Below are 26,991 nucleotides of genomic sequence, written 5' to 3' on the forward strand. Positions count from 1 at the left end.
GCCCCCCCCCCCCCCTCCCTGGTTCCTCCACCGACTCCCCCCCCCCCCCCCCCGCGGAGGTGGGTGATCATGAAGCCGTCACTCCGCGACCGGGATGGACTGTGCCTTCAGCGCTTCGATCGTGGACGCCTGGCTGGCGGCCAGGGCGTCGGCGAGCGTCTCGCTCCCCGAGGCGGATGCCTTGAAGCCGTCCGACACGTCGGCGTACGTCTGCGTCATGGTCGGGCCCCACACGAAGTCGGGGCTGACCTGGGTCGCCGCTTCGGCGAACACGTCGTAGATCTTCTGTCCGCCGTAGAACTCGACGCCTTCCGACAATGACGGCAGCTCGAGACCGGCGGTGGTGGCCGGGTAGATCTGGGCCGTCTTGTTGAGCGAGGTCAGAGCCTCGGCATCCGTGTTCAACCACAGCGCGAACTTCGCCGCCTCATAGAGGTGCTCGGTGCCCTTGAAGACGGCGACCGACGATCCACCCCAGTTACCGGCGGCTTCCTGCCCGCTTTCCCACTGCGGCGCGAGGGCTACGGACCACTTGCCCGAGGTGTCGGGAGCGCCGCTCAGGATCGAGTTCGCACCCCAGACGGCGGAGTTCCAGGTCCACACCTCACTGGAGTTGTAGGCGTTGTTCCACTCGTCGGTCCATGCCGGATAGGTCGACACCAGATCGTTCTCGAGCAGGTCCTGCCAGTAGTCCGCGACCTTGACTGATTCGGGGCTGGTCAGATCGACCGACCACGCATCGCCGTCATTGCTGAACCATTCGCCGCCGGCCTGCCAGACGAACCCGGCGAACTGGTTGATGTCGGTCTGTGAGAAGTTCGTGATGTAGCCGCCCAGTGCCCGGATCTTCACCGCAGCATCGCGGTACTCGGCCCACGTCGTCGGCACGGGGATACCGTTCTGCTCGAAGAGGTCCGAGCGGTAGAACAGACCCATAGGCCCCTGGTCCTGAGGAACGCCGTAAACCTCGTTCTCCGTGCCGAGGGTGACCTGTCCCCAGGTCCACGGGAGGAACTGGTCTTCGGCCGCGACGACCTCCTCGCACGCCGAGAGGTCTTCCAGGCCATCCTGCACGCGGAAGTTGGGCAGTGCGTCGTACTCGATCTGTCCGAGGTCGGGCGCGTTCCCCGCTTCGAGCTGGTTGAAGAAGTTCTGGTACGTACCGGCATTGCCGGACGGCCCGGTCTGCACCTCGACCTGGATGTCGGGGTTGGCCTCGTTCCAGATCGCCACGGCGTCCTCGATGCCGGGGATCCAGGTGGTGAAGGACAGCGTCACATCGCCGCCGGAGGGGGCGCAGTCGCCGCCCGCCGCAGGATCGGTGGTGCTGGAGCCACCGCCGGAGCAGCCGGCGATGGTGAGTGCTGCGGTTGCGAGCAGGGCTGCAGTGACCGCTCGTGATGTCTTGCGCATGATCTCTCTTTCTTGGTGGGGGTGGACCGTCCGTGGTGCGGGCGGGGGTTTACTTCAGGGCGCCTGCCCCGAGCCCGTTGCGCCAGAAGCGCTGCAGGATCAGGAAGGTGATGATCAGCGGGATGATCGAGAGGAGCGAGCCGATGAGCACATACGTCCGCAGTTCGGGGAACTGGTTGATCGTGGAGTTCCACGCGTACAGGCCGTAGGTCACCGGGAACAGCTCCTCGCTGCGCAGCATGATCAGCGGCAGGAAGAAGTTGTTCCAGATCGAGACGAACTGGAACAGGAAAACCGTGACGAGCGCGGGGAACATCAGACGCACCGAGATGGTGAAGAAGGTGCGCACTTCGCCCGCCCCGTCGAGGCGACTCGCCTCGAGCAGTTCATCGGGCACGGATGCCTCGGCGAAGACGCGCGTGAGGTAGACGCCGAACGGGCTGACGATGCTGGGCAGGAAGACCGCCCAGAACGTGTTGGTGAGCTCGACCTGACTGAAGAGGAGGAACAGCGGAAGCGCGAGCGCCGTCGCCGGCACCAGGACCCCACCCAGAACCACGTTGAAGATGGTCTCGCGGCCACGGAATCGGTATTTGGCCAACGCGTAGCCGCACATCCCCGCGAGGATCGTGGCGACGAGCGCCCCGACGCCGGCATAGAGCGCACTGTTGAGCAGCCACCGCGCGTACACCCCATCGCGGTACCCGAAGAGCCCGGTGAGGTTCTCGAAGAACTGCGGCTCGGCGAACCACAGGGGATTGGTGGAGAACAGGTCGCCGCGCGACTTGGTCGAGGCCACCAGCAGCCACCAGATGGGCGTCAGGAAGTACAGGGTAAACACCGTCATGACGAGCAGCGCCGCGGCACGGGGGACGATCCCCTCGCGGGGTCCGCGGGCGCGGTCATTCCGCCGCCCGGAGCCTGTCACGAGAGCGCGTGTGTCCAGCGAGGACGTGCGCGGAGCATCCGGATTCGTCGCGAGGCTCATGATGCCGCCTTCCGTCGCGTGAGGCTGAGGAACGTGAAGGACAGGATGAATGTCGCGAGCGCGAGCACCACCGACATGGCGGCCGCCAGCGGGACGTTGGGGACGGCGCTCGTGGCGTAGATCGTCATGTTCGGAGTGAACGTGCTGGTGACCGCCGAGCTGAACGCGCGAAAGGTCTGCGGTTCGGCGAGCAGCTGCAGCGTGCCGATGATCGACAGCACGGCGGTCAGGACGAGCGACGGCCGGACGAGCGGGATTTTGATCGACCAGGCCATGCGCAGCTGACCGGCTCCATCGAGGCGCGCAGCCTCGTACAGGTCGGGCGGGATCGACAGCAGAGTCGAGTAGATGATGAGCATGTTGTAGCCGACGAAGACCCACGTGACGACGTTCGCGATCGACCAGAGCACGAAGTCCGCCGAGAGCAGATCGACCTGACTCGTCAAGGCGGTGAACGGGGACAGCCGCGGGGAATAGAGGAAGCCCCACATGATCGCCGCAATGACGCCGGGAACGGCGTACGGGACGAAGAAGGCCAGCCGGAAGAAGCGCTTGCCCCTGAGGAGGGGCGAGTCCAGGAGCAGTGCGAAGATCAGCGCCAGTCCGAGCATGACGGGCACCTGCACGGCGCCGAACAGGAGCACTCGGCCGACCGACTGCCAGAACACCTCGTTCTCGAAGACCCGGGCGTACTGCGCGAGACCGCCGAACACCTCCTTCGCTTCACCGAATGTCCCCTCGCGCTCGACCACCTGCAGCGACTTCCAGATCGCGTAGCAGATCGGCACGAGGTAGAACAGGATGAACAGCGCCGCGAAGGGCCCGACGAAGATCAGGAGTGCCCCGATCGGCGCGTTCCGGATTCGAGGTTTTCTGTGCGGCGGCGCTGCTGTCGGCGGCGGGGCGAGCACCGAAGGGGAGGCCTTGATCGAGCTCATCTCTGAGACTCCTCTCTGAGGACGCGAACGCTGCCGGGAGGGATCGTGAGTGCACCTCTCACCCGCTGACCGCTGAGGAGCTCGGTGCCGGAGCCCGAGACCTCCACGGTGTCCGTGCTGTGGTTGATGACGAACCGCCAGGCGCGACCGTCGTCCATCCGACGGCGGACGACTTCGACGTCCGGTCCGGCGCCGGGCTCGGGGACGATGCCCGCGCCTTCGACGACCCGCTGGACGAGTCGGGTGAGATCGGCGGGGTTCAGCATCGTGCCGACGTACCAGGCGTCGCCCGCAGCATCCGTCGGACCCGAGGACCGGCGGCGGGTGATCGCCGGCATACCCGTCGCGGGTCCGTCCGCGAACCGGTCGATGACTTCGGCATCCGAGACGACGATCCGCTCCGTCCAGAGCGTGGCACCCGCACCCGACGTCAGCGTGAGCGCGGTTCCCGGCATGACCGGCGCGAACTCATCGACACGGACCCCGAGCAGTGACCGCCAGGCGCCGGGATACCCGCCCGGGCGGACCCGGTCGTTCTCGTCGACGATGCCGCTGTAGAAGGTGATGAGAGTGTGCGCTCCTCCGGCCACGGCCTCGTCGAGCCGCGCCGACGCGCGGTCGGTGACGAGGTGGAGCGCGGGGACGACGATCAGCCGGTACGCGGTGAGGTCGGAGTCGGGGTGCACGACGTCCACCGTCACTCCGACAGCCCGCATCGCTTCGTACGCGGAGTGCACCTGTTCGAGATAGGTGATGGCCGTGGACGGCCTGTTCTCGGCATCGGTCGCCCACCAGGCATCCCAGCTGAACAGGATCGCCGCCTCCGACACCACTCGGCTGCCCTGGACCTCGGCGATGGATCCGACGGCCTGTCCCAGCTCGAGCGCCTCATCCCACACCGCACTCGCCGTGCCGGCGTGCGGCAGCAGCGCCGAGTGGAACTTCTCCGACCCTTGGAGCGATGCACGCCACTGGAAGAAGCAGACCCCGTCAGCACCACGGGCGACGTGGGCCAGCGAGTTGCGCAGCATCTCGCCGGGAAGCTTGGCGAGATTCGTCGGCTGCCAATTCACCGCGCCGGTCGAGTGCTCCATCAGCAGCCACGGCTCCCCCTGCGCGATGCCACGCGTGAGGTCGGCTGCGAAGGACAGCTCCGCGGCCGGCGCGCCGAGGCGATGATCGAGGTAGTGGTCGTTTGCGATGACGTCCATCTCGGGCGCCCACGACCAGTAGTCGAGTGCACTGATGTGCGCGGTGACCATGAAGTTCGTCGTGACCGGCCGGTCGCTGTGCCGTCGGATCACGTTTGCTTCGGCGATGTAGTACTCCCGGAGGGCGTCGGAGGAGAAACGTCGATAGTCGAGCATCTGACCGGGGTTCCGAGTGGAAAGAGTCGCGCGCGGCGTCAGGATCTCCGACCAGTCCGTGTAGGTCTGGCTCCAGAATGCCGTGCCCCAGGCGGCGTTCAGGCCGTCGATCGTGGCGTACTTGGCCCGCAGCCACGCCCGGAAGGCGTTCGTCGAGGTTTCGCAGTGACAGTAGGCGTTGTGGCAGCCCAGCTCGTTCGACACGTGCCACAGGGCGACCGCAGGATGACTGCCGTAGCGCTCGGCCACCGCCGCGACGACGGTGAGCGCGGCGTGCCGGAACACCGCCGAGCTCGGGCACCACGCCTGGCGACCGCCGGGGTAGCGGCGCGTGCCGTCCTCGACCATCGGCAGGATCTCGGGATGCCGCGTCGTCAGCCAGGGCGGCGGCGACGCCGTGCCGGTGCCGAGGTTGATCCGGATCCCGTGAGCGTGCAGCAGCTCGATCACCGCATCGAGGTCGGTGAAGTCGAAGGTGCCGTCCGGTCGCTGAAGGCGTGCCCAGCCGAAGATGTTGATCGCCACGAGATCGATGCCGGCCTCGCGCATCAGCGCCGCGTCCTCGCGCCAGACGTCCGGCGACCACTGCTCCGGGTTGTAGTCGCAGCCGAACGCGATGCCCCGGTGCGTGAAGCGGGGACGCCCTTCGTTCTCGTCCGTCCGGACGTCGACATCCGAAGGGCTGCGGGTGGCAGTCGTACTCACGTGTCTCCAGTGATCGGCGCTGATCGTGGTACCGCGGGCGCGGTTCTGTGCACGTGCACAGAACCGAACCAAAAAAATGGGCTCACCGTGTGTGCACGTACACACAATGTCATCTCGCTCCCGCTTCGTCAAGGCCGCGTCCCGATACAGTGAAGGCGTGCAGACTCCTCGCCCGAGAAAACGGCGCGCGACCGTACACGACGTCGCCATCCATTCGGGCGTCTCGCGTGGCACGGTCAGTCGTTACATCAACGGCAAGCAGTACGTTTCGGCCTCGGCACGTGAGGCGATCGAGGCGGCGATCCTCCAGGTCGGGTATGTGCCCAACACCGCCGCGCGCAACCTCGTCATGCAGCGCAGCCAGTCCGTCGGGTTCGTGGTCCACGAACCCGGGGCGTCCTTCGTGGAGGATCCCAACATCGGCGAGATCCTTCTCGGCGCCAACGCCGCGGTCTCGGCCGCCGACCATCAGATGGTGGTGCTGGTGGTCGATTCGGAACGAGACACCGCACGTGTCGCGCGCTATCTGTCGGGGGGCTTCGTCGAGGGGGTGGTCGTCGTCTCGGCGCGCTCGCACGATCCCATTTCGGACGTGATCGAACGACTCGAACTGCCTGCCGCGTATGTCGGGCGCCCCCCGGACGCTCCGGCCTCGGCGTCTTTCGTCGTCATCGACAACCGCAGCGCGGCGCAGACCATCACAGAGCGGCTGGCCGCCACCGGCCGACGCCGGATCGGCATGATCGCCGCGGCGCTCGACAGGGACTCCGGCGCAGACCGTCTGGCAGGTTTCCGCGCCGCCCTGGGTGCGGCGTTCGATCCCGATCTGGTCGAGGCCATTCCCCTGTACTCCTATTCCTCCGGGCGCGATGCGGCGACGGCTCTCCTCGAGCGCGCCCCCGACCTCGACGGCATCTTCGCGGCGTCGGATGCCGTCGCCGCCGGCGCGATGGAGGCGGTGCGGGCGGCCGGGCGCCGCATCCCCGAAGACATCGGCATCGTCGGATTCGACGACAGCGCGTGGTCGCGACGCACCACACCGGCATTGTCCACCGTCCGTCAACCCGCGCGCGAGCTCGGAGCCACCGCGGCGGGACTGGTACTCGGCAAGCTCATCGGCGACGCCGCCCCCTCGCAGGTCGAGCTCGATTGCGAAGTGGTGTGGCGAGATTCTGCCTGACGAGCTGCGACAACGAGCCCGTCAGAGGCCGGTTCCCACGGTATCCGCCGACTCGGGTGTGAACGGCACGCTGCCCGCGCTGCAGTACGAACCGGGGCTGTGGACCCCGTGCGCGACCCGGAGCTCGTGCGCCGCGTCGGAGCCGACCCGCGGGGCGAGAGCCGCAGAGACGTTCCAGTCGAAGACGTCTGCGTCCGGATGGCGTCGCTTCCACTCATCCCGGCCGAGCGCGACGAGTCTCAGTCGCTGGTCGATGAACTCGGCGTCCCACGGACCCTCGTCGAGGATCTGCTCAGCGGCGCGGAACTCGTAGTAGATCGTGCGCCTGAGCTTGCCCGCCGTTGTCGCCTCGGAACCGTGCACGAGCATGACATCGTGCACCAGCACATCGCCGGGATTCAGTTCGGTCTGCACAACACCGGGAGCATCCCACCCGAATTCCTCCTGAAGCTGGCAGACGTCCACCACCTGCCGCTGCGATCCGGGGGCCACCCGTAGCGAACCTGCGCCCTTGCGACTCTCGTCCAGATACACGTCGACGTTGAAGATGCGATGGGAGCGGGGGTGCACGGCGTCCTGATGCCAGTCGATCGGAGCCCCATCGCCGGTGTTCTTGAAGACGAGCGACTCGTAAGTGGGAACGAAATCGGGGCCTGCGAGGCTCTCGGCGATACCCAGCATTTCGGGGCTGCCCAGCAGTTCGAGCGAGGCGGCCTCGCTCTTGTTGTGCAGGTAGTTGACGCGGAACAGCACCCGTCCTGACGGTCGGTCGGCGAAGTTGTAGTCTCCGTCCCCATCCGTCTCGTTCTCCAGGGCGTGTCCGTCGGCAATCCATCGGGTGGATGCCTGCTGCAGCCGACGCAGCAGATCGCCGCCGATGCGGTTGCGCAGAATGACATAGCCGTTCTCGTCGAAGAACGCGATCTCCTCCTCCGTGAGGTGATAGTCGCGGCGCGCGTAGGTGTTCTCGGCGACGCTCCCCCGGTTCACGGTCGGCTGCGATGTGTGGCTCATGGTTGCTCCTTCTCTCCTGACCGACACTAGGCTCGAGATTCTCGTCATAGTTCGTGAAAATCACCCCTTCGTTCCGAGAATGTCACCATGGGTCTCTGGTCGCCGCCGAGTCTGTCCGGCAACACCTTCGGCTTCGCGGTCTGGCGCGGAACGACGGTCGCGATGACGGCGCCCCACGCGCACAATGACATCGAGATAAACTTCTGTGCGGCGCCGGTCACCTACGACGCAGCGGGTCGCACATCGATCCTGCCCGCGGGGGTGCCGAGCGCATTCTGGGGAGCGACGCCCCACCAGCTCGTCGACATCCCGCCTGACGTGCCGCTCGCCTACGCGACGATCCCGCTCGCACGCTTCCTGTCGTGGCGTGTGCCCGCGGATGCCAAAGACCGCCTGCTGGGCGGCGAAATCCTCCGCGGGCGCGACGCGTTCGACGGCCTGGGGTCGCGTTTCGAACGGTGGTCCGAAGACCTGCGCGCGGCCAGCGAGAACGCGCGGCGGGCGACGGCGCTCGAGATCGAGGCGCTGGTGATCCGGATGTCGGACGGCGACTTCTCGGAAGCGCGGGCCGGGTCCAGCCGATCGTCGCAAGACCTGCGACGCGCGGCCGACATGGCCACCTTCGTCGCAGCGAACTTCGCCGGCGACATCCGCGTGCCCGACGTCGCGCGAGCCGTGCACCTTCATCCGCACCGCGCCGCGGCGGCCTTCCGCGGCGTCTTCGGCATCAGCATCACGAGCTACGTCCAGCGCTACCGCGTGGCCGAGGCGCAACGTCTTCTTCTCACGACCGACCTTCCTTCCGGCGCCGTGGGAACCCGTGTCGGCTTCCAGTCCACGAGCTCCTACCATGCGGCATTCGCCGCGGTGACGGGGATCTCGCCCGCATCCTGGCGCCGCGCGCAGGTGACCGGATCATGAGCGCTCCGTCCGTCTACGGCCGCAGAGTCTGAACAAAAGTAGGAACCCCCCGGTCGGCGTCGAGCGCTACTTTGAGAGCGCTCCCCGCCGATCACCGGCCGAGAGCGTCCGCTCGTCGTCCTGAGAGCAGCTCGGGCCGACATGAACCTGGAGGTGCACCATGGCGTTTGTCACCACGGATGATGGCGCTGAGATCTATTACAAGGACTGGGGCAGCCGCGACGCGCAGCCGATCATGTTCCACCACGGTTGGCCGCTGTCGGCGGATGACTGGGACGCGCAGATGCTCTACTTCCTCGACAAGGGCTTCCGGGTCATCGCCAGCGACCGCCGCGGTCACGGACGGTCCTCGCAGATTTCCACCGGCCACGACATGGACCACTACGCCAGCGACGCCAACGCCGTGGTCGAACACCTCGACCTGCGAAACGCCGTCCACGTCGGCCACTCCACCGGCGGCGGCCAGGTCGCCCGTTACGTCGCGCAGTTCGGAGAACCGCAGGGACGCGTCGCCAAAGCCGTGCTCGTGTCCTCGGTTCCCCCGCTGATGGTCCAGACCGACGCGAACCCGGACGGAACACCGATCTCGGTGTTCGACGGATTCCGCGAGGCCCTGGCAGCGAACCGGGCCGAGTTCTACCAAGCCGTCGCCTCCGGACCGTTTTACGGCTTCAACCGCGAGGGCGCCAAGGTCTCACAGCCGGTGATCGACAACTGGTGGCGGCAGGGCATGACCGGCAGCGCCCAAGCCCACTACCTCGGCATCGCCGCGTTCTCCGAAACCGACCAGACGGAAGACCTCAAGGCCATCTCCGTCCCGGTCCTGGTCCTCCAGGGCGACGACGACCAGGTCGTCCCCTACAAAGACGCATCCCTCAAACAGCACGAGCTCCTCAGCAACTCCGCCCTGAAGATCTACGAGGGCTACCCCCACGGCATGCTCACCATCCACGCCGACGTCATCAACCCCGACATCCTCGCCTTCATCCAGGAATAACCGCACCACCCGACGAAAAGACGGCGCACCCGAGACGACCTCGGGTGCGCCGTCTCTTCATCACCCGCTCGCTACCCCGGCCGGGCCGGTCAGAACTCGGGGTCAGGCGGTGGCGGAGTGGCGGCCGAGGACACCGGCGCGGACGAACAGCAGATACAGCTGGCAGCCGAGGCACAGGCCGATCGATGCGTTCAGGAAGGCCGCGAGGAAGGCGGCCGCGCCGGCGATCGGGAGCGCCAGAGGCACGCCGAGCAGGTGCAGCACGAGTCCGACCGTCACGACGAACAGACCCACTCCCTGCGCGAAACGGGGCGGTCGAGGGTCTTCGAGCTCGGCCGGAGGGGCCAATCGCGGCCTCACCGCCGTGCGGAACAGCACCCCGTAGGGCTGGCTGGCAGGAAACGCGACCGCCCAGAGGAAGAGGAGGGCGATGACGGCGAACAGGACGAACCCGGCGTCGCCCGCCCGCTGAGCGAGCGAGGCGTCCGGAAGCGACCAGGTCGATCCGTCACGGGCGGCAGAGATGCCCGTCGCCGCGAAGAACGTCGCGATCAGGACGACGGCCGACGTGATGGCAGCGGCGAAGCGCGGTCCGCGCGGGTCGATACCGCCCGCGGTGCCGCTCGAGACGACGGTGCTGTCAGACTCCGACACGGTGACCTCCGGTGATGCGGTCAACCTCCCGCTCCAGCGCGGCGCGGGTGACTGCTCCCCCGAACCGGGTGCGCACCACCCCGTCGCGGTCGAGCACGAGGGTGGTGGGCGTCTGCAGGACGCGGAAATGGTTCGCGAGGTCGGCGCGGTGCGTCAGATCGACATCGATGTGGGCGACGCCGGAGCGTTCCCGCGCGATGGCCTCCAGCGTGCGGCGCACGCCCGGGCAGCGCGAGCAGAACTCCGTGCTGAACTGCAGCAGCGTCGCACTCTCCCCCCACCGCGCGGCACCGATGAGTGCCGGATCGAGCTGATCGGGCATCCGCACGGATGTCGCCCGACCCTCGCGAGACCGGAGGACGACGGCGACGACGGCCGCTCCTGCGACGAGCGCGGCGAGCGCCCACAGCGCGGTGATCGGGTCCACCGCGCCAAAATATCACCGCCCCGACCGCGGTCGGCGATCCGGGTCGCTCCACGACATCCGGCGTAATGTCGGGCTCATCTCCCGGCCCCCGCAGGTGCATCAGCGCCCGGGGCGAGCAGCATCGGGCCGGCCACGAAACTATGACGTGAAGTGACGTCGTCCGACCCATCGGGTCCCGCGGTGGCGCAAGCTCGAAGGAGACCACCACGGAGGACCCATGACGTACAGAGCCGGCTCCGAGCCGTCCCCGAGCGACGGCGACCAGCCGTCCGCCCGAGCGTTCGGCATCGTGTCCGCCGAAGACTTCAAGACCGCGTTCCGCGCCCACCCCGGCGGCGTATCCGTCATCACGGCCGACGCGGGAACCGGCCCGGTCGCTCTGACGGCGACGTCCGTGTCGTCGGTGAGCGCCGACCCCCCGCTCCTCGTCTTTTCGGTGTCGACCCGGTCTTCGAGCGCGACCACCCTCACGACAGCGGAGACCGTGGTCGTGCATCTCGTCGACGCGGATGATCTCCCCCTGGCGCGACTGGCTGCGACAAGCGGGGTCGACCGGTTCGCCGACACGAGCTCGTGGACACGCCTGGTCACCGGTGAGCCGGTGTTCCACGGGGTGCCCCGGTGGATTCGCGCGCGCGTGCTCAACCGATTCGAGGCGGGCGGGTCAACGGTGATCGTTGCGCACGCGCTTCAGGTCAACGTGCCCGAGACGCCGAGCGATCGTGGTCTGGTCTACGTGAACCGCCAGTGGCATCGCCTCGGAGATCATTCCCGCATCGACGTACCCTGACGTCGAGTCGTCCCCGCTAGCCGATCAGCGCGACACCGAAGCCCGCCACGACCGCCCGCAGTTCGGTGAGGTAGCGCTGCGCCTGCTCGGTGAGCGGGATCGCCGAGTGGCCGATCCAGCCGATCTCGATGCGCTCGTCGACGTCGAGCGGGATGGCGACGATCTCCGGATCGAGATCGTCGCTGACGATACCCGTGGAGATCGTGTACCCGTCGAGCCCGATCATGAGGTTGAAGATGGTCGCGCGGTCCGAGACCCTGATCTCCTGCGTGCTCGACAGGGTGGAGAGGATCTCCTCGGCGAAGTAGAACGAATTGTTCGCGCCCTGGTCGAAGGTGAGCCGCGGCGAGTCGGCGAGATCGGCGAGGGCGACGCGATCTCGAGAGGCGAGTGGGTTCTTCCGTGAGATGAAGATGTGCGGCTCGGCGAGGAAGAGCGGTCGGAAGGCGAGGCCGGAGTCCCGGAGCAGTTTGTCGATGACTTTCCGGTTGAAATCGTTCCGGTAAAGGATGCCGAGCTCGCTGCGGAGCGTCCGGACGTCCTCGATGATGTCCCACGTGCGGGTCTCACGCAACGAGAACTCGTACTCGGCCGCTCCGCTGCCTTTCAGCATCCGGACGAACGCGTCGACGACGAACGAGTAGTGCTGCGCCGAGACGCCGAGCAGGCGTCGCGATGGCGGCCGACCGAGGTAGCGCTGCTCGAGGAGCGCCACCTGCTCGGTGACCTGCCGCGCATACCCGAGGAATTCCGCGCCGTCCGCGGTGAGCGTCACCCCGCGGGCGGAGCGGAGGAGGAGAGTGCGGCCCACCCGTACCTCGAGATCTTTCATCGCCGCGGACATGGTCGGCTGAGCGACGAAGAGCAGGTCAGCGGCAGCACTGATCGACCCCTCCGCGGCGACCTCGACGAAGTATTGCAGCTGTTGCAGGGTGATCCCTCGCGATGCTCCGGTCATAGTCAAAGCCTATGGCCTTGCATAGGTCAGTCGAGTTACTCGATAGTCGTGCGACCCGGGCACGATAGCCGGACAGACGTCCACACGGCCTTGCCCGGCCGACTCGCCAACGATTGGCCGCTCATGACGAACGAGTTCGCGTTCACCATCTCCACCACCCGCTTCGACGAAGACTACGCACCGTCCGAGAGCTCCAGGATCACGACGAACTTCGCGAACCTGGCCCGTGGCGAGCACCGTCAGCAGAACCTCCGCAACGCGCTGGAGATGATCGACCGCCGATTCAACGACCTCGCGCACGAGGACAACCCGAACCTCGACCGCTACGGTGTGGAGCTCGAGATCGTCTCGGTCGAGATCGAGTTCACCGCGGCGGCCGAGGATCGGGCATTCCCGCTGCTCGAGGTCCTTGACATCCAGATCATCGACCGGCGAACCGGCGAACGCCACCAAGGCATCGTCGGGAACAACTTCTCCTCCTATGTCCGGGATTTCGATTTCAGCGTGCTGCTGCCGGCGGCCACCGAGGCCGCCGGCACGTTCACCGTCCCCGACGATTTCGGCGATCTGCACGGCAAGCTGTTCCAGCACTTCCTCGAATCCGACGCGTACCGTGAACGGTTCCCGACGGCCCCCGTGATCTGCATCAGCGTGTCCACCAGCAAGACCTATCGCCGGACCGATCATCGCCACCCGGTCCTCGGCGTCGAGTACCTGCAGGACGATCACTCGCTGACCGACGACTATTTCGGACGCATGGGATTGCAGGTCCGGTACTTCATGCCGCGCGGCAGCGTCGCGCCGCTCGCGTTCTACTTCCGCGGCGATCTGCTGAGCGACTACTCCCCCCTGCAGCTCATCGGCACGATCAGCACGATGGAGACGTTCCAGAAGATCTATCGGCCAGAGATCTACAACGCGAATTCGGCCGCCGCGAGCATCTATCGACCGAGCCTGGATCGGCAGGATTACTCGCGCACGCAGATCGCCTACGACCGCGTGGAGCGCAGTCAGCTCGCCGCGAAGCAGGGGAAGTACGCCGAGGAACACTTCGTGAAGCCGCACCGCGAAACACTGGAGCAGTGGGCGGCCGACTACCCCACCCTCGTCCGATGACCATCGGAGCGTCGTCGGTGAGCGCGCTGCTGCCCACCTCGATCGTCGGCAGTCTGCCGAAACCGTCCTGGCTCGCCGAGCCGGAGACGCTGTGGTCTCCGTGGAAGCTGGAGGGTGAGGCGCTAGTCGAGGGCACGCAGGATGCGCTGCGCGGCGTCGTCCATGAGCAGCATCGGCGAGGCATCCACATCATCAGCGACGGGGAGCAGACCCGCCAGCATTTCGTCACGACCTTCATCGAGCATCTCGGAGGTGTCGACTTCGAGCACCGTGAGACGGTTCGCATCCGCAACCGCTACGACGCAAGCGTGCCGACCGTCGTGGGCGCGGTGAGCCGCGAGCACTCCGTCTTCGTCGAAGATGCGAAGTTCCTCCGCCGGCAGACCGATCAGCCGATCAAGTGGGCTCTCCCCGGCCCGATGACGATGATCGACACACTCTCCGACCGCCACTACGGGAGCCGCGAGAAGCTGGCGTGGGAGTTCGCGACGATCTTGAATCAAGAGGCCAGAGAGCTGGAGGCCGCGGGGGTCGACATCATCCAGTTCGACGAGCCCTCCTTCAACGTCTTCTTCGATGAGGTCCAGGATTGGGGGGTGGCGGCGCTGGAGCGGGCTGCTGAGGGACTGCGCGCGGAGACCGTCGTGCACATCTGCTACGGATACGGGATCAAGGCGAACATCGACTGGAAGGCGACCCTGGGGTCGGAATGGCGGCAGTACGAGCACACGTTCCCGCTGCTGCAACGGTCCACCATCGACACCGTCTCGCTGGAGTGTCAGCACTCCCACGTGCCCATGGACCTCCTCGAGCTCGTCCGTGGCAAGAAGGTCATGCTCGGCGCGATCGACGTGGCCAGCCCCCTGATCGAGACCCCGGAGGAGGTCGCCGACACCCTGCGGAACGCGCTCAGGTTCGTCGATGCCGACAAGCTCATCCCCAGCACGAACTGTGGGATGGCGCCGCTGCCCCGCGGCGTCGCACTCGAAAAACTGAGCGCGCTCAGCGCAGGTGCGGCCATCGTCCGCGCGGAGATCGATCCCGCGAACCCCTGACCGCTGCGACCGCGGTCAGATGCGTGAGCCGGTCCCCCGGGCGTTGTAGACGATCGATCGGGATGCCCCGTATTCGGCGAACACCGCGATGGCCTCGTCGCGGAGTACGTCCATCGTGACGCTGATGCCACGCGCCTCGAGCTCGCCGCGCCAATCCCCGCCCGGCACCGGTCCCTCGTCGAACCCGCTGAGCTGCTCGAGCTCCGGGCCATCGCCGGCGATCACCAGATGCTTCACGCCCGACCAGATCAGCGACCCGAAGCACATGATGCACGGGCGCCAGTTGACGACCAGCTCGAGATCATCCTCCGCCGACGCTCCGAGATCCCACCGGCCGAGTTTCTCCTGCGCCAGCGACAGCGCCATGAATTCCGCGTGACCGGCGCTCAAGCCAGAACTGAGGACCACGTTGACACCGACCGACACGATGCGATCCGTTCGCCGGTCCACGACCATCGCGGCGAACGGGCCACCGTTGCCCTCGCGGTAGTTGCGGCCCGCGAGTCCGTGGACGAGCGCCATCCGCTCCCCGTGGGTGGCCGGAGCGATGTCGTAGGCGTCGAGCTCGGCGACCAGCCATTCCGGCAGCTGGGCGGAGACGCGGGTGGCGAAAGAGTGAGTCATGATGCTCCTGTCGGTTTCGACAGTACGGGCGACCGATTTCCCTCGCGTTTCACCGACGTGAAGAAGGGTCGGACGTTCCGAGCTCTGCGGGCGCACCCGCGCGGCGCGTCAGTAATCGTCCGTCCACGCGCCATGATCGTCCGCACCGTCTTCCCGATCCGGAGTGCTCCTGACCGTCGGGCGATATGCGCGGGTCTTGGCCTGAATGCCCTCGACCGCGTCCGGGTCTAGGAGTTCATCGAACTCCGTCACCTCGTCTTCGGCAACGATCTGGCTGGATGGGCCGAGCAGCAGTGTCGCCGTCGAGAGTCGGCCTTCCTCGGTCAGCACCGGGATCTGCACCGTCTCGGCGGCCTCCGACTCGGCCAGCGCTGCGCCGTACTCGAGGACGGCGTCCGCGATCTCGTCGCCCGTCAGCAACCGTGCTCCCGCGTAGACAATCCGCTTCATACCCACTTTCTAGCGCGCCGGCGCCCCGGGATACAGCGGGTTGCCAGAACCGACGGTGTCGTCTATCACGCCCGCTCACCTCTCAGGACTGGTAGCGCGTGGCGAGAGCGGGCGACTGCCCCTCGAACGCGGCCAAGTCCGCCGTGAACACCTCCTCCAGCAGGGCCCCCCGCTCCACGCCCGGCGCGGTGACGGTCTCACCCCGCTCGATACCGCGCAGGCTGGCGGTGACGACGTCGGCGGCGCTCATCCGGGGCGCCGCTGACAGGTCCATCCCCTGCCGCTCGTGGAATTCGGTCGCGACGACTCCGGGCAGGAGGACCTGGACCGTCACACCACGGGGGGCGAGTTCGGCGTTCAGCGTCTGGGAGAGCGCGACGGTGTAAGCGAGTGTGGATGCGTACACGGCGCGGCGGAGTCCGACCTGCTCGAGAGTGGCGGGTCCGCTGAAGGCGATCATGCCTGCCACGTTGACGATCTGTCCCGTACCTCGCTGAACCATGCCCGGCGCGATCGCGCGGGTCAGGAGGGTCGGTGCGAGGACCTTCACCCCCACGAGTTCGGCGGCCTGGTCCTCGGGCAGGTCGATGAATGCCTTGTAATGGGCGACGCCGGCGTTGTTGATCAAGAGCGAGACGGGCTGATCGCCGACGGCCGCAATCACCTTCTGGATGCCCTCGTGCGTCGACAGATCTGCGACAACGCTCTGGACGTGAACGCCGGGGAACTCCATGGCGAGTTCGTCCAGCCGCTCCTGACGGCGACCGACAGCGATGAGATCGCTGCCTCGCGATGCCAGCCGACGGGCGTACTCGCGTCCGATTCCTGACGATGCTCCGGTGACGACGGCCAATTCGGTCATGGTGGTTCTCCTTTGTTCTTTCCGTGGCATCGCCTGTGCGACGTTCACGACGTGAGCGGGATCTGGTGCTGTCCCGCGCTCTCTGCCCGTGTCCCCGTCGGATTCGGGCTGGCCCGACGATCGCGGAGGTCAGTGCCCCGGAAGCATCTTGAGGGCCTGGGAACGCTGAACGAGAAGCTCGTCGTATGTGCCGTCGCGCTCGGCCCAGCGAAGACGCTTCGCGGCGTCGACGACGATCTCGTCGGGGGCGTCGGGCGCGCTGATCAAACGGATGACTTCATCGAGGTAGTCATCGAGCGGGAGGGCAGCAGGGTTCATGCCGCCTTGTGCCTCGGTCGCGACAGCCGGCGGAACGATCTCCGTGACACGGACTCCCACGTCGGCGAGCTGAGGACGGAGAGCTTCGGTGTAGGCGTGCACGCCCGCTTTGGAAGCACCGTAGGTCGGCATGACCGGAAACGGCATGAAAGCGATTCCGGAGGTCACGGTGACGATGTCGCCGCCGCCCCGGGCGATGAGGTGCGGGGTGAACGCATCGATGACTCGGATCGTGCCGAGCAGATTCACGTCGATCGTCACTTCGGATATCGCGAAATGGGCGGGGTCGCGGAGGTCCTCGGGGATCATCACACCGGACATGGTGACGACGACGTCGAGGCCGGGGTGGTTCTGGAGGACCTCGTCTCGGGCACTCGCCACCGAGTCGGGGTCCGTGACATCGATCCGGACGGTCTCGAGGTCGGCGACGCGATCGACGTTTCGGCCGCCCACGATGACGGTGCTTCCTGCTCCCGCGAACCGGTGAGCGAGTCCGAGACCGATGCCCGAGGTTCCTCCCACGATGAGGACCGTTCGTCCTTGGATGTTCATGGCGTCTTCTTTCTTCTGCAATCGGTCGCCCTCGAATCTGCGGCGCGTACCCAATGGTCGTGAAGGTTCTGTCGAGGAGGAAGGTCCCCGCTGGTCCGGGGAGTGGCAGGGCCTCCCTCAGCGCGGACATCGCAACTACCGTGTTGTTCGTGAACGATTCCGGCACTGCGAACCGGCTGGGAGAGTATTTGAAGGCCCGCCGCGCTCTCCTCACTCCCGATCGAGTCGGTCTGACCGCGGGGGCGAATCGGCGGGTCCCGGGACTCAGGCGTGAAGAAGTCGCGCTCCTGTCCGGGATCAGCGCGGACTACTACTTGCGGCTCGAGCGCGGACGCGACAGTCGTCCTTCCCTGCAGGTCTTGGAGGCGCTGGCGCGGGTGCTTCAGCTCGACGAGGTCGAGACCGCTTATCTGCTGAGCCTCGGGAGTCCGCGTCCGCGTTCCCGTCGGCGTCCGCGCGAAGAGCGCGTCCCTGCTCGACTGCACCACTTGCTGGCATCCATCGCCGCACCGGCATTCGTGGAAGGTCGGTACTTCGACGTCCTCGCCGCGAACCCTTCGGCCATCGCCTTCTCGCCGCGTCTCGCTCCCGGCAACAATCGTCTCCGCTCCCTGCTTCTCGACCCCGAGGAACGTGAGTTCCATCGGGACTGGGAGCAGTCGGTGAGTGCTTTCATCGCGCTTTTCCGGCATTCGATCGCGGACGACGTCGATGACGTCAGGGCGATCGAGCTTGTCGGGGAGCTCTCGCTGGCAAGCGCGCGGTTCCGTGAGGAATGGGCGCGCCAGGGCGTGAGGAACTTCGTCGGCGGCTCCGTTCAGGTCCAGCACCCGATGGTCGGGGACTTGCAGCTCCATCGAGAGAAGATGCAGGTCGAGGACTTGGTTCTCGTCGTCTACTACGCCGAGCAGGGCAGCCCGAGCGCCAAGCGACTGCGCATGCTCGACGCTCTCGCGACCCCCTCGGTGCCGTCAGCGGCGGGGTCGGACGAGTCGTAGGGCCGCGCGAGGACCAACACGAGAGAACAAGGCCGCCGTCCCCGAGTGCCGCAGAGACGTGCTGATGCTGTCCGGACCTGCTGCGTCGTCGAAAGAGCGCGCACGGCGCACTCGATCGACTCGACACCGGCGCTGATCCGCAAGCTTGCTCTAGATCCGCTCGTGGCTCGCCCAGAGGTGCATGAGCTTCAAGGCGAAGTGCAGCGTGCTTCGCTGCATCCCGTCGGAAAGTGCCTCGCGCACGATCGTCGGCAGCTTCTCCAACCGGTAATAGAGCGTCGTCCGGTGGATGAACAACTGCGCGCACGCGGTCGTGACTTGGCCACCAGCATCCAAGTAGACCTCGACGGTGCGCAGCAGCGTCGAGTCATCCTGAGTCCGCAATTCCGCTGCGGCGGGCGAGATCAACGACAACCACGATGGGTCGAGGTCAGCTCCCGCGAGGAAGACCCAACCGCCGAGACTCGAGATATCCGTGGACGGATAGAAGCTCTTCATCCTGGATGCGAACCTGGCAGCGAGGCCGGCCTGATCAGCAGCGCGGGAGAGCTCGTCGGTCTCGTTGTCCACGGACGCGGTCCCGATGCCGAGCACTTCGACACCGCGGCGACGCCCTTCCGCAATGATCAGGGTGTCGACGGATGCGTCCATGTGGGTTCCGACCGTGAACAGAAGACGAGAACGTTGCGCGATGAGCGCCAGGGGTGTCGGCCGGAGTGTCGACAAGTATTTGCCGAAGGACACGAGATCGATGGCGGATGCTGCACTGCCGGTGAGCAACGCTCGCACGACGATCTCTCCCCTGCGCGGGATCCACCGATGCCCAACCGCGGTGGCGTACGCCGCTCGACGTCGATCGGGATCCTCGGAAAGGAGGTCACTGAAGACGACGTCCCGAACGGATCGGTGAGTGTCCACCCGGTCTGCACTGAGCAACGCGCCCAGCAACGCTGCAGCCGAATCCATCGCGTCGTATTGAGCGGGGCTGAGGGCGGGAAATCCCGCCACCGGGGCGGAGAGAAACCCCACGCTTTCACCGGCGCGGACGATCTGGACTCGGGCGAGATCGAGCTCATCTCGACCTGCCACGTGCCCCGTCGAGCACACGCCACCGTCTGGCTCGTCACTGCGCACCTGAACGGCCGCGTCTCGTGACTCGAGGACGATGGGCCGCGCCAGGGTCTCCGAGAGCTGGTTCACGACGCCCTGCAGGTCTATATGTGCGCCGGAGCGGACGACATCCTCAGCGATCGACATGTCAACTGCTCGCTTCGAGCGCATCGAGCGCGGTCTCGATGACGGCGACCACGGCGTCCGGCTTCGTGATCATCACCAGATGCGGGGCTTCGACCTCGGTCACCTCGAGGAGCGCTGCTCGCGAGTAGGCGAATCGTTCGACGACCGGGTTGATGGTCCGGTCGTTGCTCGCCACAATCCCCCAGCCCGGCCGGCTCTCCCATGCAGCGACGGGCGCTGCCTCGCCGAACGCAACAGCCGCGAGAGGTCGCTGCGATAGCGCCATCACCTGCGCAGCCTCGGGTGGCATGCCCTCGGCGAGGATGTCGTAGAAGGCGCTGATCCTGACAGAGACGTCGATGCCCGGCTCGGTCCTGCCGCTGGGAAAAGATGCGTACACCAGATTCGATGCGAGCTCCGACTCGGGGAATCGTCCTTGGAGCTGTCCGAGACTCTCGCCTTCCTCCAACGCGTAGCCCGCGACGTAGACCAGTCCGACGACGTTCTCCGCTACACCGGCAACGGTGATCACCGCGCCACCGTAGGAATGACCGACGAGCAGAACCGGCTCATCGATCTGCTCGACGAACGAACGAATGTACGCGGCGTCGCCGATGAGGCTCCGGTTCGGCACGGAAGGGACGAGAACGGCATGACCACGGTCGAGCAGGATCCGGACAACCGATGCCCAACAACTTCCATCGACGAATGCGCCGTGCACGAGCACTATCGTTGTTTTCCTGGGCACGATCGCACCTTTCGTGCTAAGAGGGAACGACGACTTTCTGGCCGGAGAGTCGTGGGATGCAACTTCCTCGAATCTAGAAACGGCCCGGCGGTCATGCCACAGGAAACCCGACTTAGTTGCTGCGGAACGCTACTTAGATTGGCCCGACCATTACTCAACCGACAGCGCACGAGCGACCCTTCTTGGGGCGGGATCGCGAACTTCAGCTGATTCAGAACGCCCTCTCCGCGCTCACGGACACGGGGCGGGTGGTGATCGTCAGTGGCGACCCCGGCGTGGGCAAGACAGCGCTTTTCGAGACAGTCATCGCACATGCCCGCTGGCGCGGTATCGACGTGTTGCGCGCGACCGGCGTTCAAGCCGAGTCGGATATTCCGCTCGCGGCCCTGCACCAGCTGACGCATGGGCTTCAGGACCGCGTCGCTGAGCTGCCCCCTCCGCAACGAGATGCTCTTCGCGTGGCCTTCGGCGAGATGGCGGGCTCGCCCGCTGACGCCTTCTTTCTGGGCATCGCGACCCTCACGTTGCTGTCTGAGCGCGCGACAAGCGCCGGCCTGCTGATCGTCATCGACGACCTGCATTGGGTCGACGCTGTCACGTCGCGGATCCTCGCGTTCGTCGCGAGGCGGATTCCCGATGAGCCCATCATGCTGCTGGTCGGCGAGCGGAGCGGCAATACGCGACCCGAGTGGGATGACGCGGAATTCACGCGGCTCAGCCTCGGCGCACTCGACCCCACAGACGCGCGTCTTCTGCTGGACGCGGTCGCGCCGACCTTGTCGACGTCGACGCGGGACCTCGTTCTGGAGCGGTCGATGGGTAATGCCCTGGCGTTGATCGAGCTGAGCGAGTCACCCCACGCGTGGACCGCTGCAAGCGGTGACGTCGTGCCGCTGACAGCGCGGCTCGAGCGCGCGTTCACCGACAGGCTTGCGCCCCTGGACGAGATCTCCCGCACCGTTCTGCTGGTCGCCGCGGTGAGCAGTGACGACGCCCAGGCGGCCATTCTCGAGGCGACCAGCCGAATCGTCGGTCGCGTGGTGATGCCCGCTGAGCTGAACGTTCTCATCGACACCGGCCTCGTGAACCGCTCACGCGGACATCTGATCTTTCAACACCCGCTCGTTCGCTCCGCGGTTGTCCAGAGCGCGACCAGTCAAGAACGTGAGCGCGCTCACCGCTCCGTCGCGGCCCTTCTCCCGCCTGGTTCCGACCGAGCGACCTGGCACCTCGCTGTGGTCGCGGAACATCCCGACGAGGCTCTCGCAGATGCCCTCACAGCAGGTGGCAATCGTTTTCGCAGCTTCGGTGCGGTGGACGCCGCGGTGAGCGCCTACAGGCGCGCGGCCGAACTGAGTGTTACTCCGGCAGATCGCGCTCGCCGCCTTCTGCTCGCTGCCGAGACGGCATTCTTCGGTTTCAAGACGGAGCAGAGCATCTCACTTCTCACCGAGACCGAGCTCGCGTCCACCGACCGCACAGTTCGGGCGCGGGTTTCCTGGATCCGTCAGCTGCTCCCTGGCGGCACGGTCGGCGGGGGCGACTGGGTGGCGGCATTAGCCGTGATCCAGAAACTACGTGAAGCGGGGAATGACGACGACGCCATCACTGCCCTGAGCACTCTGGCTTTCCACGGGGCGACGACCATCCCTGGTCCATACTGGCGGCAGATCGTGGACGATGTTGCGGCGTGGGGCGCGAACCCGATGGATCCTCGCCGACTCCAGATCGAGGCTCTGGGGGCACCCTCGGATCTCGCCGAGAGTGTCACTGATCGGCTCGCCGCGATGGATGTCCACGCGATCAACGACGCGGACGGGCTTGCGGTGCTGGCGTTCGCGGCCATGGCAGCGGGGTCGGTCATGGAAACGGATCGATTCGGCAGCGCGGCCGTCGAGGCGTTGAAAGAAGGGGGCCGCATTGCCGGCCTCGGACATCAGCTCGTGCTCATGGCGACCAACCGGCATTTCCAGGGCCGGATGCGTGAGGCTCGACTGGCGTGCGAGGAATCGCTCGCATACGCTCGCGAGATTCAAGAGCCGTTCCTCGGGCTCACCGCCCGCCTCACGCAGTTGTGGATACGAGCCGCTGAGGGCCACGCAGTCGACGCCGCCGCCCTGCAGCAAGAGTATCCGGAGGCTGCAACGGCCCTCCAGGGAGGCGTCCTCCGGATGCACTTCCTCCTCGCGCGCGGAACGTCCGAATCGGCGAGTGGTCGACATCAGGACGCATTCGAGACACTGTCGGAGCTCGTCGATCCGGCCGGAGGTTCGTACCACTGGTTCTACGGTTCTCGCGGTCTTGCGGAGTACGCGGATGCGGCGGCGCGATCCGGAAACGGCTCGCTGGCCTTTCCCGTGCTGACGCATTACCAGGCGATGAGGTCGTTCGCAGCATCCGAGCGAATGAGTGGCGAACTGCAGTTCGCGCACGCCGTCCTGGCGCTCGAGGAGCGAGAGGACGCCCTCGCTCGCGCTTCCGACGACAGGATCAATCCGCTGCCGTACCTTCGAGCTCGAGCCAACCTCAGTTACGGTGAATGGCTTCGCCGGCAGAACAGGATCGGCGAGGCACGTGAGCGGTTGAGGCAGGCGCGGGACGCGTTCGACCATTTCGGCTTTCAGATGTGGGGCGACGTGGCCCGTGCTGAGCTGACTGCGGCGGGAGAACGTAGCCCGAAGCAGAGGCGAGACGCAGGGCGAGCACTGACGTCGCAGGAAGAACGGGTGGTCGGGTTGGCGGCGACCGGCATGACCAACCGCGAGATCGCTCAGGCTCTCTTCTTGTCGCCCAGAACGGTCGGCGCACACCTTTACTCGGCGTACCCGAAATTGGGTATCTCGGGACGGGCAGAGCTGAAGAAGCTCAAGCCCTGATCGTCAGGCCCGCAAGGGTGGGCTCCTGGATAGCGCCCTGTCGCGAGAGACTTTCCGGGCACCTGGCGAGCATCTCGACCGATCATTGCAGTAGCTGATGTTCCGATGACTTTCGGCATCCGTCGAATGATTGGGGCGGCATCACCTCGTATCGTGACCGCACGTCTCTGCCGCGGATCTACCGGCACAGCGACGTCGTCACAGGATCGAGGAGAGATATGACCGGAACAGACTCCAACCCCGCAGACCTGAGTGGGAGCGTTGACGAGCGAATCGCGCAACTCACCGCACTCGAGGACCACGTCGAGCAGCTCGGAACGGAGTGGCTGGCTCGTCAGCTCCGCCTGGCTCTGGCGGCATGGGCGCAGGACGCGACAGAGGTGGACACCGAGGTGGAGAATCGTTCGGACTACTGACGGGAGGCGGCCTCCCGCGACCGAACCCGAAGCGGGCCATGGCCTTCGGCCCATGGCCCGCTTCGGCGCGTGTCGAGGCGGTCAGCGTGATCGCGGCGCTCCCCCGGGCGCGCGAGGGCGGAAGGTGCGGTGTTCGGGGTCCCGGCAGGTCACCCTCGCCACGCGCATTGCGGCCTTCAATCGCGGATGGGGGTGATGCCTTGCGTGCCGCGCGGGAACGTCGCGAGAGTTGCCTCGTCGATGTTCAGGTGGGCGGCCAAGAGCGACGGAGGAACGTGGCTCAGCCAGTTCGCCAGCGAGATCTCCTCGTACTTCGGGGCCTTGAAGACTTCCAGGAACTGCAGGACGTCATCGCCGGTGTTCTCGACGTAGTGCCCGAAGTTCTTCCGGACGACGCCCACATCCCCGGCACGAAAGTCGGTGGTGTTCGCGTGAGGGCCCGTGTTGAAGACGGTCATGCGTGCGGAACCCCGTAGGTAGTACTGCCATTCGTCTGCGTTGGGGTGCCAGTGCAGCTCCCGCATCGAGCCGGGCTCGATGGTGACCAGTGCCGCGGCAACAGTGTTGGACAGAGGGAAGTTCGTACTGTCTGCAACCTGGATCCGTCCGCCGGAGTTCTCGTGCAGCGGCTGCGACCGAGAGAGTCGGAAGATGATGGGCTCTGCCGAACCCCATTCCACGCCCGCGTCGGATTGGTCTTTCGCGAGATCACCGGGTTCGTCGCCGGGGAAGATCCACAGGTTGTGCAGTGGGATGTCGCTGAAGACCTCTTGGGCCACTCCGAAGTTCTTCGCCAGAATGTCCGGAGGGGTGTGCGCGAACCAGTCCGTCAGGAGCAGCGTGTTCGATTCCGACTGCTCTCCGTCGTCGAAGGCCAGGACGAACTCGGCGCCGTCGGGTCCGAGGCCCTGGAGAGAGTGTGGGGTCCCGCCGGGGAAGAACCACAGGTCGCCTTCTTCCACATCCTCGACGCTGGGTAGCCCGGACCGGCTGATGGTCGTCACACGGCAACGACCGCGAGTCATCACCGCCCACTCGGCAGTCTGATGCCAGTGCAGCTCACGAATGCCGCCCGGCTCGAGATACATATTGACGCCGGCGATCTCGTCGGAGATCGCGAAGTCCTGTTTTGTGAGTTCGCGCGCCCAGCCGCCGCGCTGCACGCGGCGCGGTGAGATATTGAACGATGACCAGAAGATCGCTTGGGTCGAGATGTCCGTTCCGGGGGCGTCCATCTGGCTCGGGAACTGGCTTTCGATGATCCGGTTCTGAGGGCCGGTCATCCTCAGACTGGCCGGGTCGTCGACGGTGTTCGCCTCACCCTCGGCGGGGAGGTCCGGGTTTCCGAGCGAGGGCGACTCGTGGTGCGGGGTGGGGTTGTCGTTGTCGTTCATAAGGAGGCTCCGTTCAAGCTCGCGAGCTGTGCGCGAGCTTCGGCCCGCCCTCTCAGCACACTCGTGTCGCGTCATCGATCTCTCCGACAGATGTTGAAGATTTGGTGCGGGTCATCATTCGACCTTTGTCGTAGCCGGGCGGGGGTGCAACGCGATTGCGTGGGGCGACGTCGTTTCACCGTCTACTGCGAGAGATCATCTATGCCATCTGCAGCACCACGGGGCGGGGCCCGCGCTTTCCCCGTCCTCGAACGTCCTCACTCAGCCGTGGTGCTCGCTGTCGTTTCGGGCCTCCTGAACGCGTGGACCTTTCAGAACGCGTCCACGTTCGCCACTGTCCAGTCGGGCAACATCGTGTCCGTCGGGTACCTTCTGGTCGACGGCGAGTACGAACGTCTGGTCACCGCGCTGGTATCCATCTTCGCGTTCGCGATGGGCGCGTGCGCGTGCAGCATTGTGGTTCTGCTCTTCGAGCGCGCGCGTGCGTCCTACTCCGTCCCGGTTCTGGTTGTCGAGGCCGCGTTCCTCATCGCACTTGCGGTGCTGTACTCGACGGGTCTTCTCGGGCCGGTGGTTGTTGCCTGGGCCATCAGCTTTCTCGCCGGCGTGCAGGGGAATGCTTTTCACCGAGAATCCGGAATGCTCTACGGAAACGTCGCGGTGACCCTTGTTCTGCAGATGGCATCAAGCCTCGTCGGGCGCGCGCTCGCACACCGTGTGTCCACGGACGGTCAACCGCACCTCCGGCAGGCGGGGGCGTATCTCGTCGTTCTCGTAGGGTTCGCCGCGGGTGGTGGGATCGGTTTTGCTATCGACCGTTGGTGGGTCGGTAGTTCCCTCGGCGCGGCGGCCCTCGCGTTGCTCGTGCTCGCCGCGGCGGCGCTCGCGCATCGAGGCCCGGTGGACCCCGCTCAGAACGCGCCGACGCCGTAGCCGGGCTACTTCTTCGCGGTGCTGATGCCGTTGATGCGGAGGAGACGACGCACGTCCATGACCATCAATTCATCGATGTCCTTGTGATGCGGTCTGGTGAGGAAGAGTTCGGACTGCCCGAGTCGGACCCGGAATTTGCCGCTGTGCTCTTCCGTCACATCGGCGACCTCATCCAGGAGCGCGAGGAGGTCCGGCCACTCGACGTTGTGGGAAGTAGGGTGCTGCTCGAGGTGGTAGAGCGTGTTGCGGTGATTCTCTGACAGGTGCTCGGTGAGCGGCTGATCGGGCATAGCTTTCTCTCTCTCGGTGTGCGGCTGGTCGGACTAGGCGTGGAGCTGGTGCCAAGCGGCTATACGGAAGTTCTCGAGGCGGAAGCTCGCGAAGCCCATCACGAGGTGCGGTTCTCCTCCAGGCAGCCGAAGACTCATGGACTGCTCAGCCAAGACGACGTCGCCCGTCACTGCCACGTCGACCATGAAGGTGCGCCACTCCTCGAACGCGCACCTGATGTCTTCGATCATGGCGACGACGGCCGCCCTCCCATAGATGGTCCGGGCGGCGGATGGTCTGTAGTGAACGTCCTCGGCGAGGAAGGCGTGCAGCTCCCGAGGCGAACCCTCGTTGAGTACGGTGATGAAATCGCGGACTATCAGTTCGAGCTCCAGTTGCCCGATGGCGGAGTTCGCCGCGCGTGAAAGCTCGTCCATATCCGTTCCGTTCACGTGGTGATGTGCAGCGCGCGGATGCGTGCCCCGTTGAGGGTGAACGCGAAGGTGACGGGTCCGATATAGTCGCGGCTCGTCATCTGTGCATGGACAGCCGCAATCTCGCCCAGTTGCGCGTAGATGAAGTCCGTCAAACCGAACTGGTCGTCCGAGAGCAGATCCCGTGCCCAGTACTCGATGGAGGCGCATGTCGTGTGAGAGCACCCCCACACGTCCACGCTCGCGTCCCTCGTGAAGCACGACAAGAATTCGGAGAGGTCATGTCGGCATGCTGCCTCGAGCGCCCCGCCGACGGCGGAAGGCAATGTGCCGAATCGGGCTCGCAGTGCCACGGGG

The 26,991-nt window shown here is 66.1% G+C and carries 28 protein-coding genes; 10 read left to right on the plus strand and 18 right to left on the minus strand.

Going from position 1 to position 26,991, the window contains the following annotated elements:
• Positions 1 to 78 precede the first annotated feature (78 nt).
• Genes ACFM35_RS10950 through ACFM35_RS10965 form a run of 4 tightly spaced genes read right to left on the minus strand, consistent with a single transcriptional unit; the run spans position 79 to position 5,411 of the window.
• Positions 79 to 1,413 carry an ABC transporter substrate-binding protein gene (locus tag ACFM35_RS10950; RefSeq protein WP_378841912.1) on the minus strand — a complete coding sequence of 445 codons (1,335 nt, stop codon included), beginning with the start codon at positions 1,411 to 1,413 and terminating at the stop codon, positions 79 to 81.
• Positions 1,414 to 1,462: 49 nt separating this feature from the next.
• Positions 1,463 to 2,401 carry a carbohydrate ABC transporter permease gene (locus ACFM35_RS10955; RefSeq protein ID WP_378841914.1) on the minus strand — a complete coding sequence of 313 codons (939 nt, stop codon included), beginning with the start codon at positions 2,399 to 2,401 and terminating at the stop codon, positions 1,463 to 1,465.
• A complete protein-coding gene (locus ACFM35_RS10960; protein ID WP_378841916.1) occupies positions 2,398 to 3,339 on the minus strand; it encodes a carbohydrate ABC transporter permease in 942 nt (313 codons plus the stop codon). Before ACFM35_RS10960 ends, ACFM35_RS10955 begins: the two co-directional genes overlap by 4 nt.
• Positions 3,336 to 5,411 (minus strand): beta-galactosidase, encoded by a 2,076-nt coding sequence (locus ACFM35_RS10965; protein ID WP_378841918.1) that lies wholly within the window; start codon positions 5,409 to 5,411, stop codon positions 3,336 to 3,338. Before ACFM35_RS10965 ends, ACFM35_RS10960 begins: the two co-directional genes overlap by 4 nt.
• A 157-nt stretch (positions 5,412 to 5,568) precedes the next feature.
• Here ACFM35_RS10965 and ACFM35_RS10970 point away from each other — a divergent pair, with 157 nt between their 5' ends.
• Positions 5,569 to 6,591 (plus strand): LacI family DNA-binding transcriptional regulator, encoded by a 1,023-nt coding sequence (locus tag ACFM35_RS10970; protein WP_378841920.1) that lies wholly within the window; start codon positions 5,569 to 5,571, stop codon positions 6,589 to 6,591.
• Positions 6,592 to 6,612: 21 nt separating this feature from the next.
• Here ACFM35_RS10970 and ACFM35_RS10975 read toward each other — a convergent pair whose 3' ends face one another.
• Positions 6,613 to 7,605: a phytanoyl-CoA dioxygenase family protein gene (locus ACFM35_RS10975; RefSeq protein WP_378841922.1), complete on the minus strand. Its 993-nt coding sequence runs from the start codon at positions 7,603 to 7,605 to the stop codon at positions 6,613 to 6,615.
• Between the two features lie 87 nt (positions 7,606 to 7,692).
• On the opposite strand from ACFM35_RS10975, the gene ACFM35_RS10980 reads away from it, so the two are divergent.
• Both ACFM35_RS10980 and ACFM35_RS10985 read left to right on the plus strand, forming a co-directional pair.
• Positions 7,693 to 8,526: a helix-turn-helix domain-containing protein gene (locus ACFM35_RS10980; RefSeq protein WP_378841924.1), complete on the plus strand. Its 834-nt coding sequence runs from the start codon at positions 7,693 to 7,695 to the stop codon at positions 8,524 to 8,526.
• Between the two features lie 160 nt (positions 8,527 to 8,686).
• Entirely contained in the window at positions 8,687 to 9,523 is an 837-nt protein-coding gene (locus tag ACFM35_RS10985) for an alpha/beta fold hydrolase (RefSeq protein WP_378841926.1), read from the plus strand.
• A 102-nt stretch (positions 9,524 to 9,625) separates the two neighbouring features.
• Here ACFM35_RS10985 and ACFM35_RS10990 read toward each other — a convergent pair whose 3' ends face one another.
• On the minus strand, positions 9,626 to 10,177 hold the full coding sequence (locus tag ACFM35_RS10990; RefSeq protein ID WP_378841928.1) for a DUF4395 domain-containing protein: 552 nt from the start codon (positions 10,175 to 10,177) through the stop codon (positions 9,626 to 9,628).
• Positions 10,164 to 10,604, minus strand: coding sequence for a TlpA family protein disulfide reductase (locus tag ACFM35_RS10995; protein WP_378841930.1), 441 nt, complete (start codon positions 10,602 to 10,604; stop codon positions 10,164 to 10,166). Before ACFM35_RS10995 ends, ACFM35_RS10990 begins: the two co-directional genes overlap by 14 nt.
• Positions 10,605 to 10,821: 217 nt before the next feature.
• Here ACFM35_RS10995 and ACFM35_RS11000 point away from each other — a divergent pair, with 217 nt between their 5' ends.
• Positions 10,822 to 11,394 carry a flavin reductase family protein gene (locus tag ACFM35_RS11000; protein WP_378841932.1) on the plus strand — a complete coding sequence of 191 codons (573 nt, stop codon included), beginning with the start codon at positions 10,822 to 10,824 and terminating at the stop codon, positions 11,392 to 11,394.
• Between the two features lie 16 nt (positions 11,395 to 11,410).
• Here the strand turns inward: ACFM35_RS11000 and ACFM35_RS11005 are convergent, their stop codons facing one another.
• A complete protein-coding gene (locus ACFM35_RS11005; RefSeq protein ID WP_378841934.1) occupies positions 11,411 to 12,352 on the minus strand; it encodes a LysR family transcriptional regulator in 942 nt (313 codons plus the stop codon).
• 123 nt (positions 12,353 to 12,475) lie between these two features.
• Between ACFM35_RS11005 and ACFM35_RS11010 the strand changes: the two genes are divergently transcribed.
• A complete protein-coding gene (locus ACFM35_RS11010) occupies positions 12,476 to 13,468 on the plus strand; it encodes a DUF1852 domain-containing protein (RefSeq protein ID WP_378841936.1) in 993 nt (330 codons plus the stop codon).
• A gap of 17 nt (positions 13,469 to 13,485) precedes the next feature.
• A complete protein-coding gene (locus tag ACFM35_RS11015) occupies positions 13,486 to 14,523 on the plus strand; it encodes a methionine synthase (RefSeq protein WP_378841997.1) in 1,038 nt (345 codons plus the stop codon).
• A gap of 15 nt (positions 14,524 to 14,538) precedes the next feature.
• On the opposite strand, the gene ACFM35_RS11020 is transcribed toward ACFM35_RS11015, so the two are convergent.
• The 4 genes from ACFM35_RS11020 to ACFM35_RS11035 all read right to left on the minus strand — a co-directional run bounded on the left by ACFM35_RS11020 (position 14,539) and on the right by ACFM35_RS11035 (position 17,329).
• Complete coding sequence (locus tag ACFM35_RS11020) at positions 14,539 to 15,147, minus strand: nucleoside deaminase (protein WP_378841938.1); 609 nt, start codon at positions 15,145 to 15,147, stop codon at positions 14,539 to 14,541.
• 108 nt (positions 15,148 to 15,255) lie between these two features.
• Positions 15,256 to 15,597, minus strand: a complete 342-nt coding sequence (locus tag ACFM35_RS11025) for a hypothetical protein (RefSeq protein ID WP_378841940.1) — start codon at positions 15,595 to 15,597, stop codon at positions 15,256 to 15,258.
• A gap of 82 nt (positions 15,598 to 15,679) precedes the next feature.
• Positions 15,680 to 16,459: an SDR family NAD(P)-dependent oxidoreductase gene (locus ACFM35_RS11030; protein ID WP_378841942.1), complete on the minus strand. Its 780-nt coding sequence runs from the start codon at positions 16,457 to 16,459 to the stop codon at positions 15,680 to 15,682.
• Positions 16,460 to 16,588: 129 nt separating this feature from the next.
• A complete protein-coding gene (locus ACFM35_RS11035; RefSeq protein ID WP_378841944.1) occupies positions 16,589 to 17,329 on the minus strand; it encodes an SDR family oxidoreductase in 741 nt (246 codons plus the stop codon).
• Positions 17,330 to 17,478: 149 nt separating this feature from the next.
• Here ACFM35_RS11035 and ACFM35_RS11040 point away from each other — a divergent pair, with 149 nt between their 5' ends.
• Positions 17,479 to 18,327, plus strand: a complete 849-nt coding sequence (locus ACFM35_RS11040) for a helix-turn-helix transcriptional regulator (protein ID WP_378841946.1) — start codon at positions 17,479 to 17,481, stop codon at positions 18,325 to 18,327.
• A 150-nt stretch (positions 18,328 to 18,477) separates the two neighbouring features.
• Here ACFM35_RS11040 and ACFM35_RS11045 read toward each other — a convergent pair whose 3' ends face one another.
• Together ACFM35_RS11045 and ACFM35_RS11050 are read right to left on the minus strand one after the other, a co-directional pair.
• Positions 18,478 to 19,584, minus strand: coding sequence for a PucR family transcriptional regulator (locus ACFM35_RS11045; RefSeq protein ID WP_378841948.1), 1,107 nt, complete (start codon positions 19,582 to 19,584; stop codon positions 18,478 to 18,480).
• Position 19,585: 1 nt separating this feature from the next.
• Positions 19,586 to 20,311 (minus strand): alpha/beta fold hydrolase, encoded by a 726-nt coding sequence (locus ACFM35_RS11050; protein ID WP_378841950.1) that lies wholly within the window; start codon positions 20,309 to 20,311, stop codon positions 19,586 to 19,588.
• Between the two features lie 182 nt (positions 20,312 to 20,493).
• Between ACFM35_RS11050 and ACFM35_RS11055 the strand changes: the two genes are divergently transcribed.
• Both ACFM35_RS11055 and ACFM35_RS11060 read left to right on the plus strand, forming a co-directional pair.
• Positions 20,494 to 23,187 carry an AAA family ATPase gene (locus tag ACFM35_RS11055; RefSeq protein ID WP_378841952.1) on the plus strand — a complete coding sequence of 898 codons (2,694 nt, stop codon included), beginning with the start codon at positions 20,494 to 20,496 and terminating at the stop codon, positions 23,185 to 23,187.
• 218 nt (positions 23,188 to 23,405) lie between these two features.
• Entirely contained in the window at positions 23,406 to 23,603 is a 198-nt protein-coding gene (locus ACFM35_RS11060; protein ID WP_378841954.1) for a hypothetical protein, read from the plus strand.
• Between the two features lie 176 nt (positions 23,604 to 23,779).
• Here ACFM35_RS11060 and ACFM35_RS11065 read toward each other — a convergent pair whose 3' ends face one another.
• Positions 23,780 to 24,997, minus strand: a complete 1,218-nt coding sequence (locus ACFM35_RS11065; protein ID WP_378841956.1) for a cupin domain-containing protein — start codon at positions 24,995 to 24,997, stop codon at positions 23,780 to 23,782.
• Positions 24,998 to 25,267: 270 nt separating this feature from the next.
• On the opposite strand from ACFM35_RS11065, the gene ACFM35_RS11070 reads away from it, so the two are divergent.
• Positions 25,268 to 25,930, plus strand: coding sequence for a YoaK family protein (locus ACFM35_RS11070; protein WP_378841958.1), 663 nt, complete (start codon positions 25,268 to 25,270; stop codon positions 25,928 to 25,930).
• 5 nt (positions 25,931 to 25,935) lie between these two features.
• Here the strand turns inward: ACFM35_RS11070 and ACFM35_RS11075 are convergent, their stop codons facing one another.
• The 3 genes from ACFM35_RS11075 to ACFM35_RS11085 are packed head-to-tail and all read right to left on the minus strand — an operon-like array spanning position 25,936 to position 26,987.
• Complete coding sequence (locus ACFM35_RS11075; protein WP_378841960.1) at positions 25,936 to 26,220, minus strand: hypothetical protein; 285 nt, start codon at positions 26,218 to 26,220, stop codon at positions 25,936 to 25,938.
• Between the two features lie 33 nt (positions 26,221 to 26,253).
• Positions 26,254 to 26,652 carry a nuclear transport factor 2 family protein gene (locus ACFM35_RS11080; RefSeq protein WP_378841962.1) on the minus strand — a complete coding sequence of 133 codons (399 nt, stop codon included), beginning with the start codon at positions 26,650 to 26,652 and terminating at the stop codon, positions 26,254 to 26,256.
• Positions 26,649 to 26,987, minus strand: a complete 339-nt coding sequence (locus tag ACFM35_RS11085; RefSeq protein ID WP_378841964.1) for a hypothetical protein — start codon at positions 26,985 to 26,987, stop codon at positions 26,649 to 26,651. Before ACFM35_RS11085 ends, ACFM35_RS11080 begins: the two co-directional genes overlap by 4 nt.
• Positions 26,988 to 26,991: the final 4 nt, after the last annotated feature.

The organism is Microbacterium songi, from assembly GCF_042747925.1.
Classification (GTDB): domain Bacteria; phylum Actinomycetota; class Actinomycetes; order Actinomycetales; family Microbacteriaceae; genus Microbacterium.

Bases quoted from the DNA above. Each gene is read 5' to 3' on its own strand.
- ACFM35_RS11005 (WP_378841934.1), bottom strand. From the start codon at position 12,352: ATGACCGGAGCATCGCGAGGGATCACCCTGCAACAGCTGCAATACTTC.
- ACFM35_RS10975 (WP_378841922.1), bottom strand. From the start codon at position 7,605: ATGAGCCACACATCGCAGCCGACCGTGAACCGGGGGAGCGTCGCCGAG.
- ACFM35_RS10950 (WP_378841912.1), bottom strand. From the start codon at position 1,413: ATGCGCAAGACATCACGAGCGGTCACTGCAGCCCTGCTCGCAACCGCA.
- ACFM35_RS10980 (WP_378841924.1), top strand. From the start codon at position 7,693: ATGGGTCTCTGGTCGCCGCCGAGTCTGTCCGGCAACACCTTCGGCTTC.
- ACFM35_RS11060 (WP_378841954.1), top strand. From the start codon at position 23,406: ATGACCGGAACAGACTCCAACCCCGCAGACCTGAGTGGGAGCGTTGAC.
- ACFM35_RS11025 (WP_378841940.1), bottom strand. From the start codon at position 15,597: ATGAAGCGGATTGTCTACGCGGGAGCACGGTTGCTGACGGGCGACGAG.
- ACFM35_RS10985 (WP_378841926.1), top strand. From the start codon at position 8,687: ATGGCGTTTGTCACCACGGATGATGGCGCTGAGATCTATTACAAGGAC.
- ACFM35_RS11000 (WP_378841932.1), top strand. From the start codon at position 10,822: ATGACGTACAGAGCCGGCTCCGAGCCGTCCCCGAGCGACGGCGACCAG.
- ACFM35_RS10960 (WP_378841916.1), bottom strand. From the start codon at position 3,339: ATGAGCTCGATCAAGGCCTCCCCTTCGGTGCTCGCCCCGCCGCCGACA.
- ACFM35_RS10955 (WP_378841914.1), bottom strand. From the start codon at position 2,401: ATGAGCCTCGCGACGAATCCGGATGCTCCGCGCACGTCCTCGCTGGAC.
- ACFM35_RS11045 (WP_378841948.1), bottom strand. From the start codon at position 19,584: ATGTCGATCGCTGAGGATGTCGTCCGCTCCGGCGCACATATAGACCTG.
- ACFM35_RS11010 (WP_378841936.1), top strand. From the start codon at position 12,476: ATGACGAACGAGTTCGCGTTCACCATCTCCACCACCCGCTTCGACGAA.
- ACFM35_RS11075 (WP_378841960.1), bottom strand. From the start codon at position 26,220: ATGCCCGATCAGCCGCTCACCGAGCACCTGTCAGAGAATCACCGCAAC.
- ACFM35_RS11035 (WP_378841944.1), bottom strand. From the start codon at position 17,329: ATGAACATCCAAGGACGAACGGTCCTCATCGTGGGAGGAACCTCGGGC.
- ACFM35_RS11030 (WP_378841942.1), bottom strand. From the start codon at position 16,459: ATGACCGAATTGGCCGTCGTCACCGGAGCATCGTCAGGAATCGGACGC.
- ACFM35_RS11020 (WP_378841938.1), bottom strand. From the start codon at position 15,147: ATGACTCACTCTTTCGCCACCCGCGTCTCCGCCCAGCTGCCGGAATGG.
- ACFM35_RS11065 (WP_378841956.1), bottom strand. From the start codon at position 24,997: ATGAACGACAACGACAACCCCACCCCGCACCACGAGTCGCCCTCGCTC.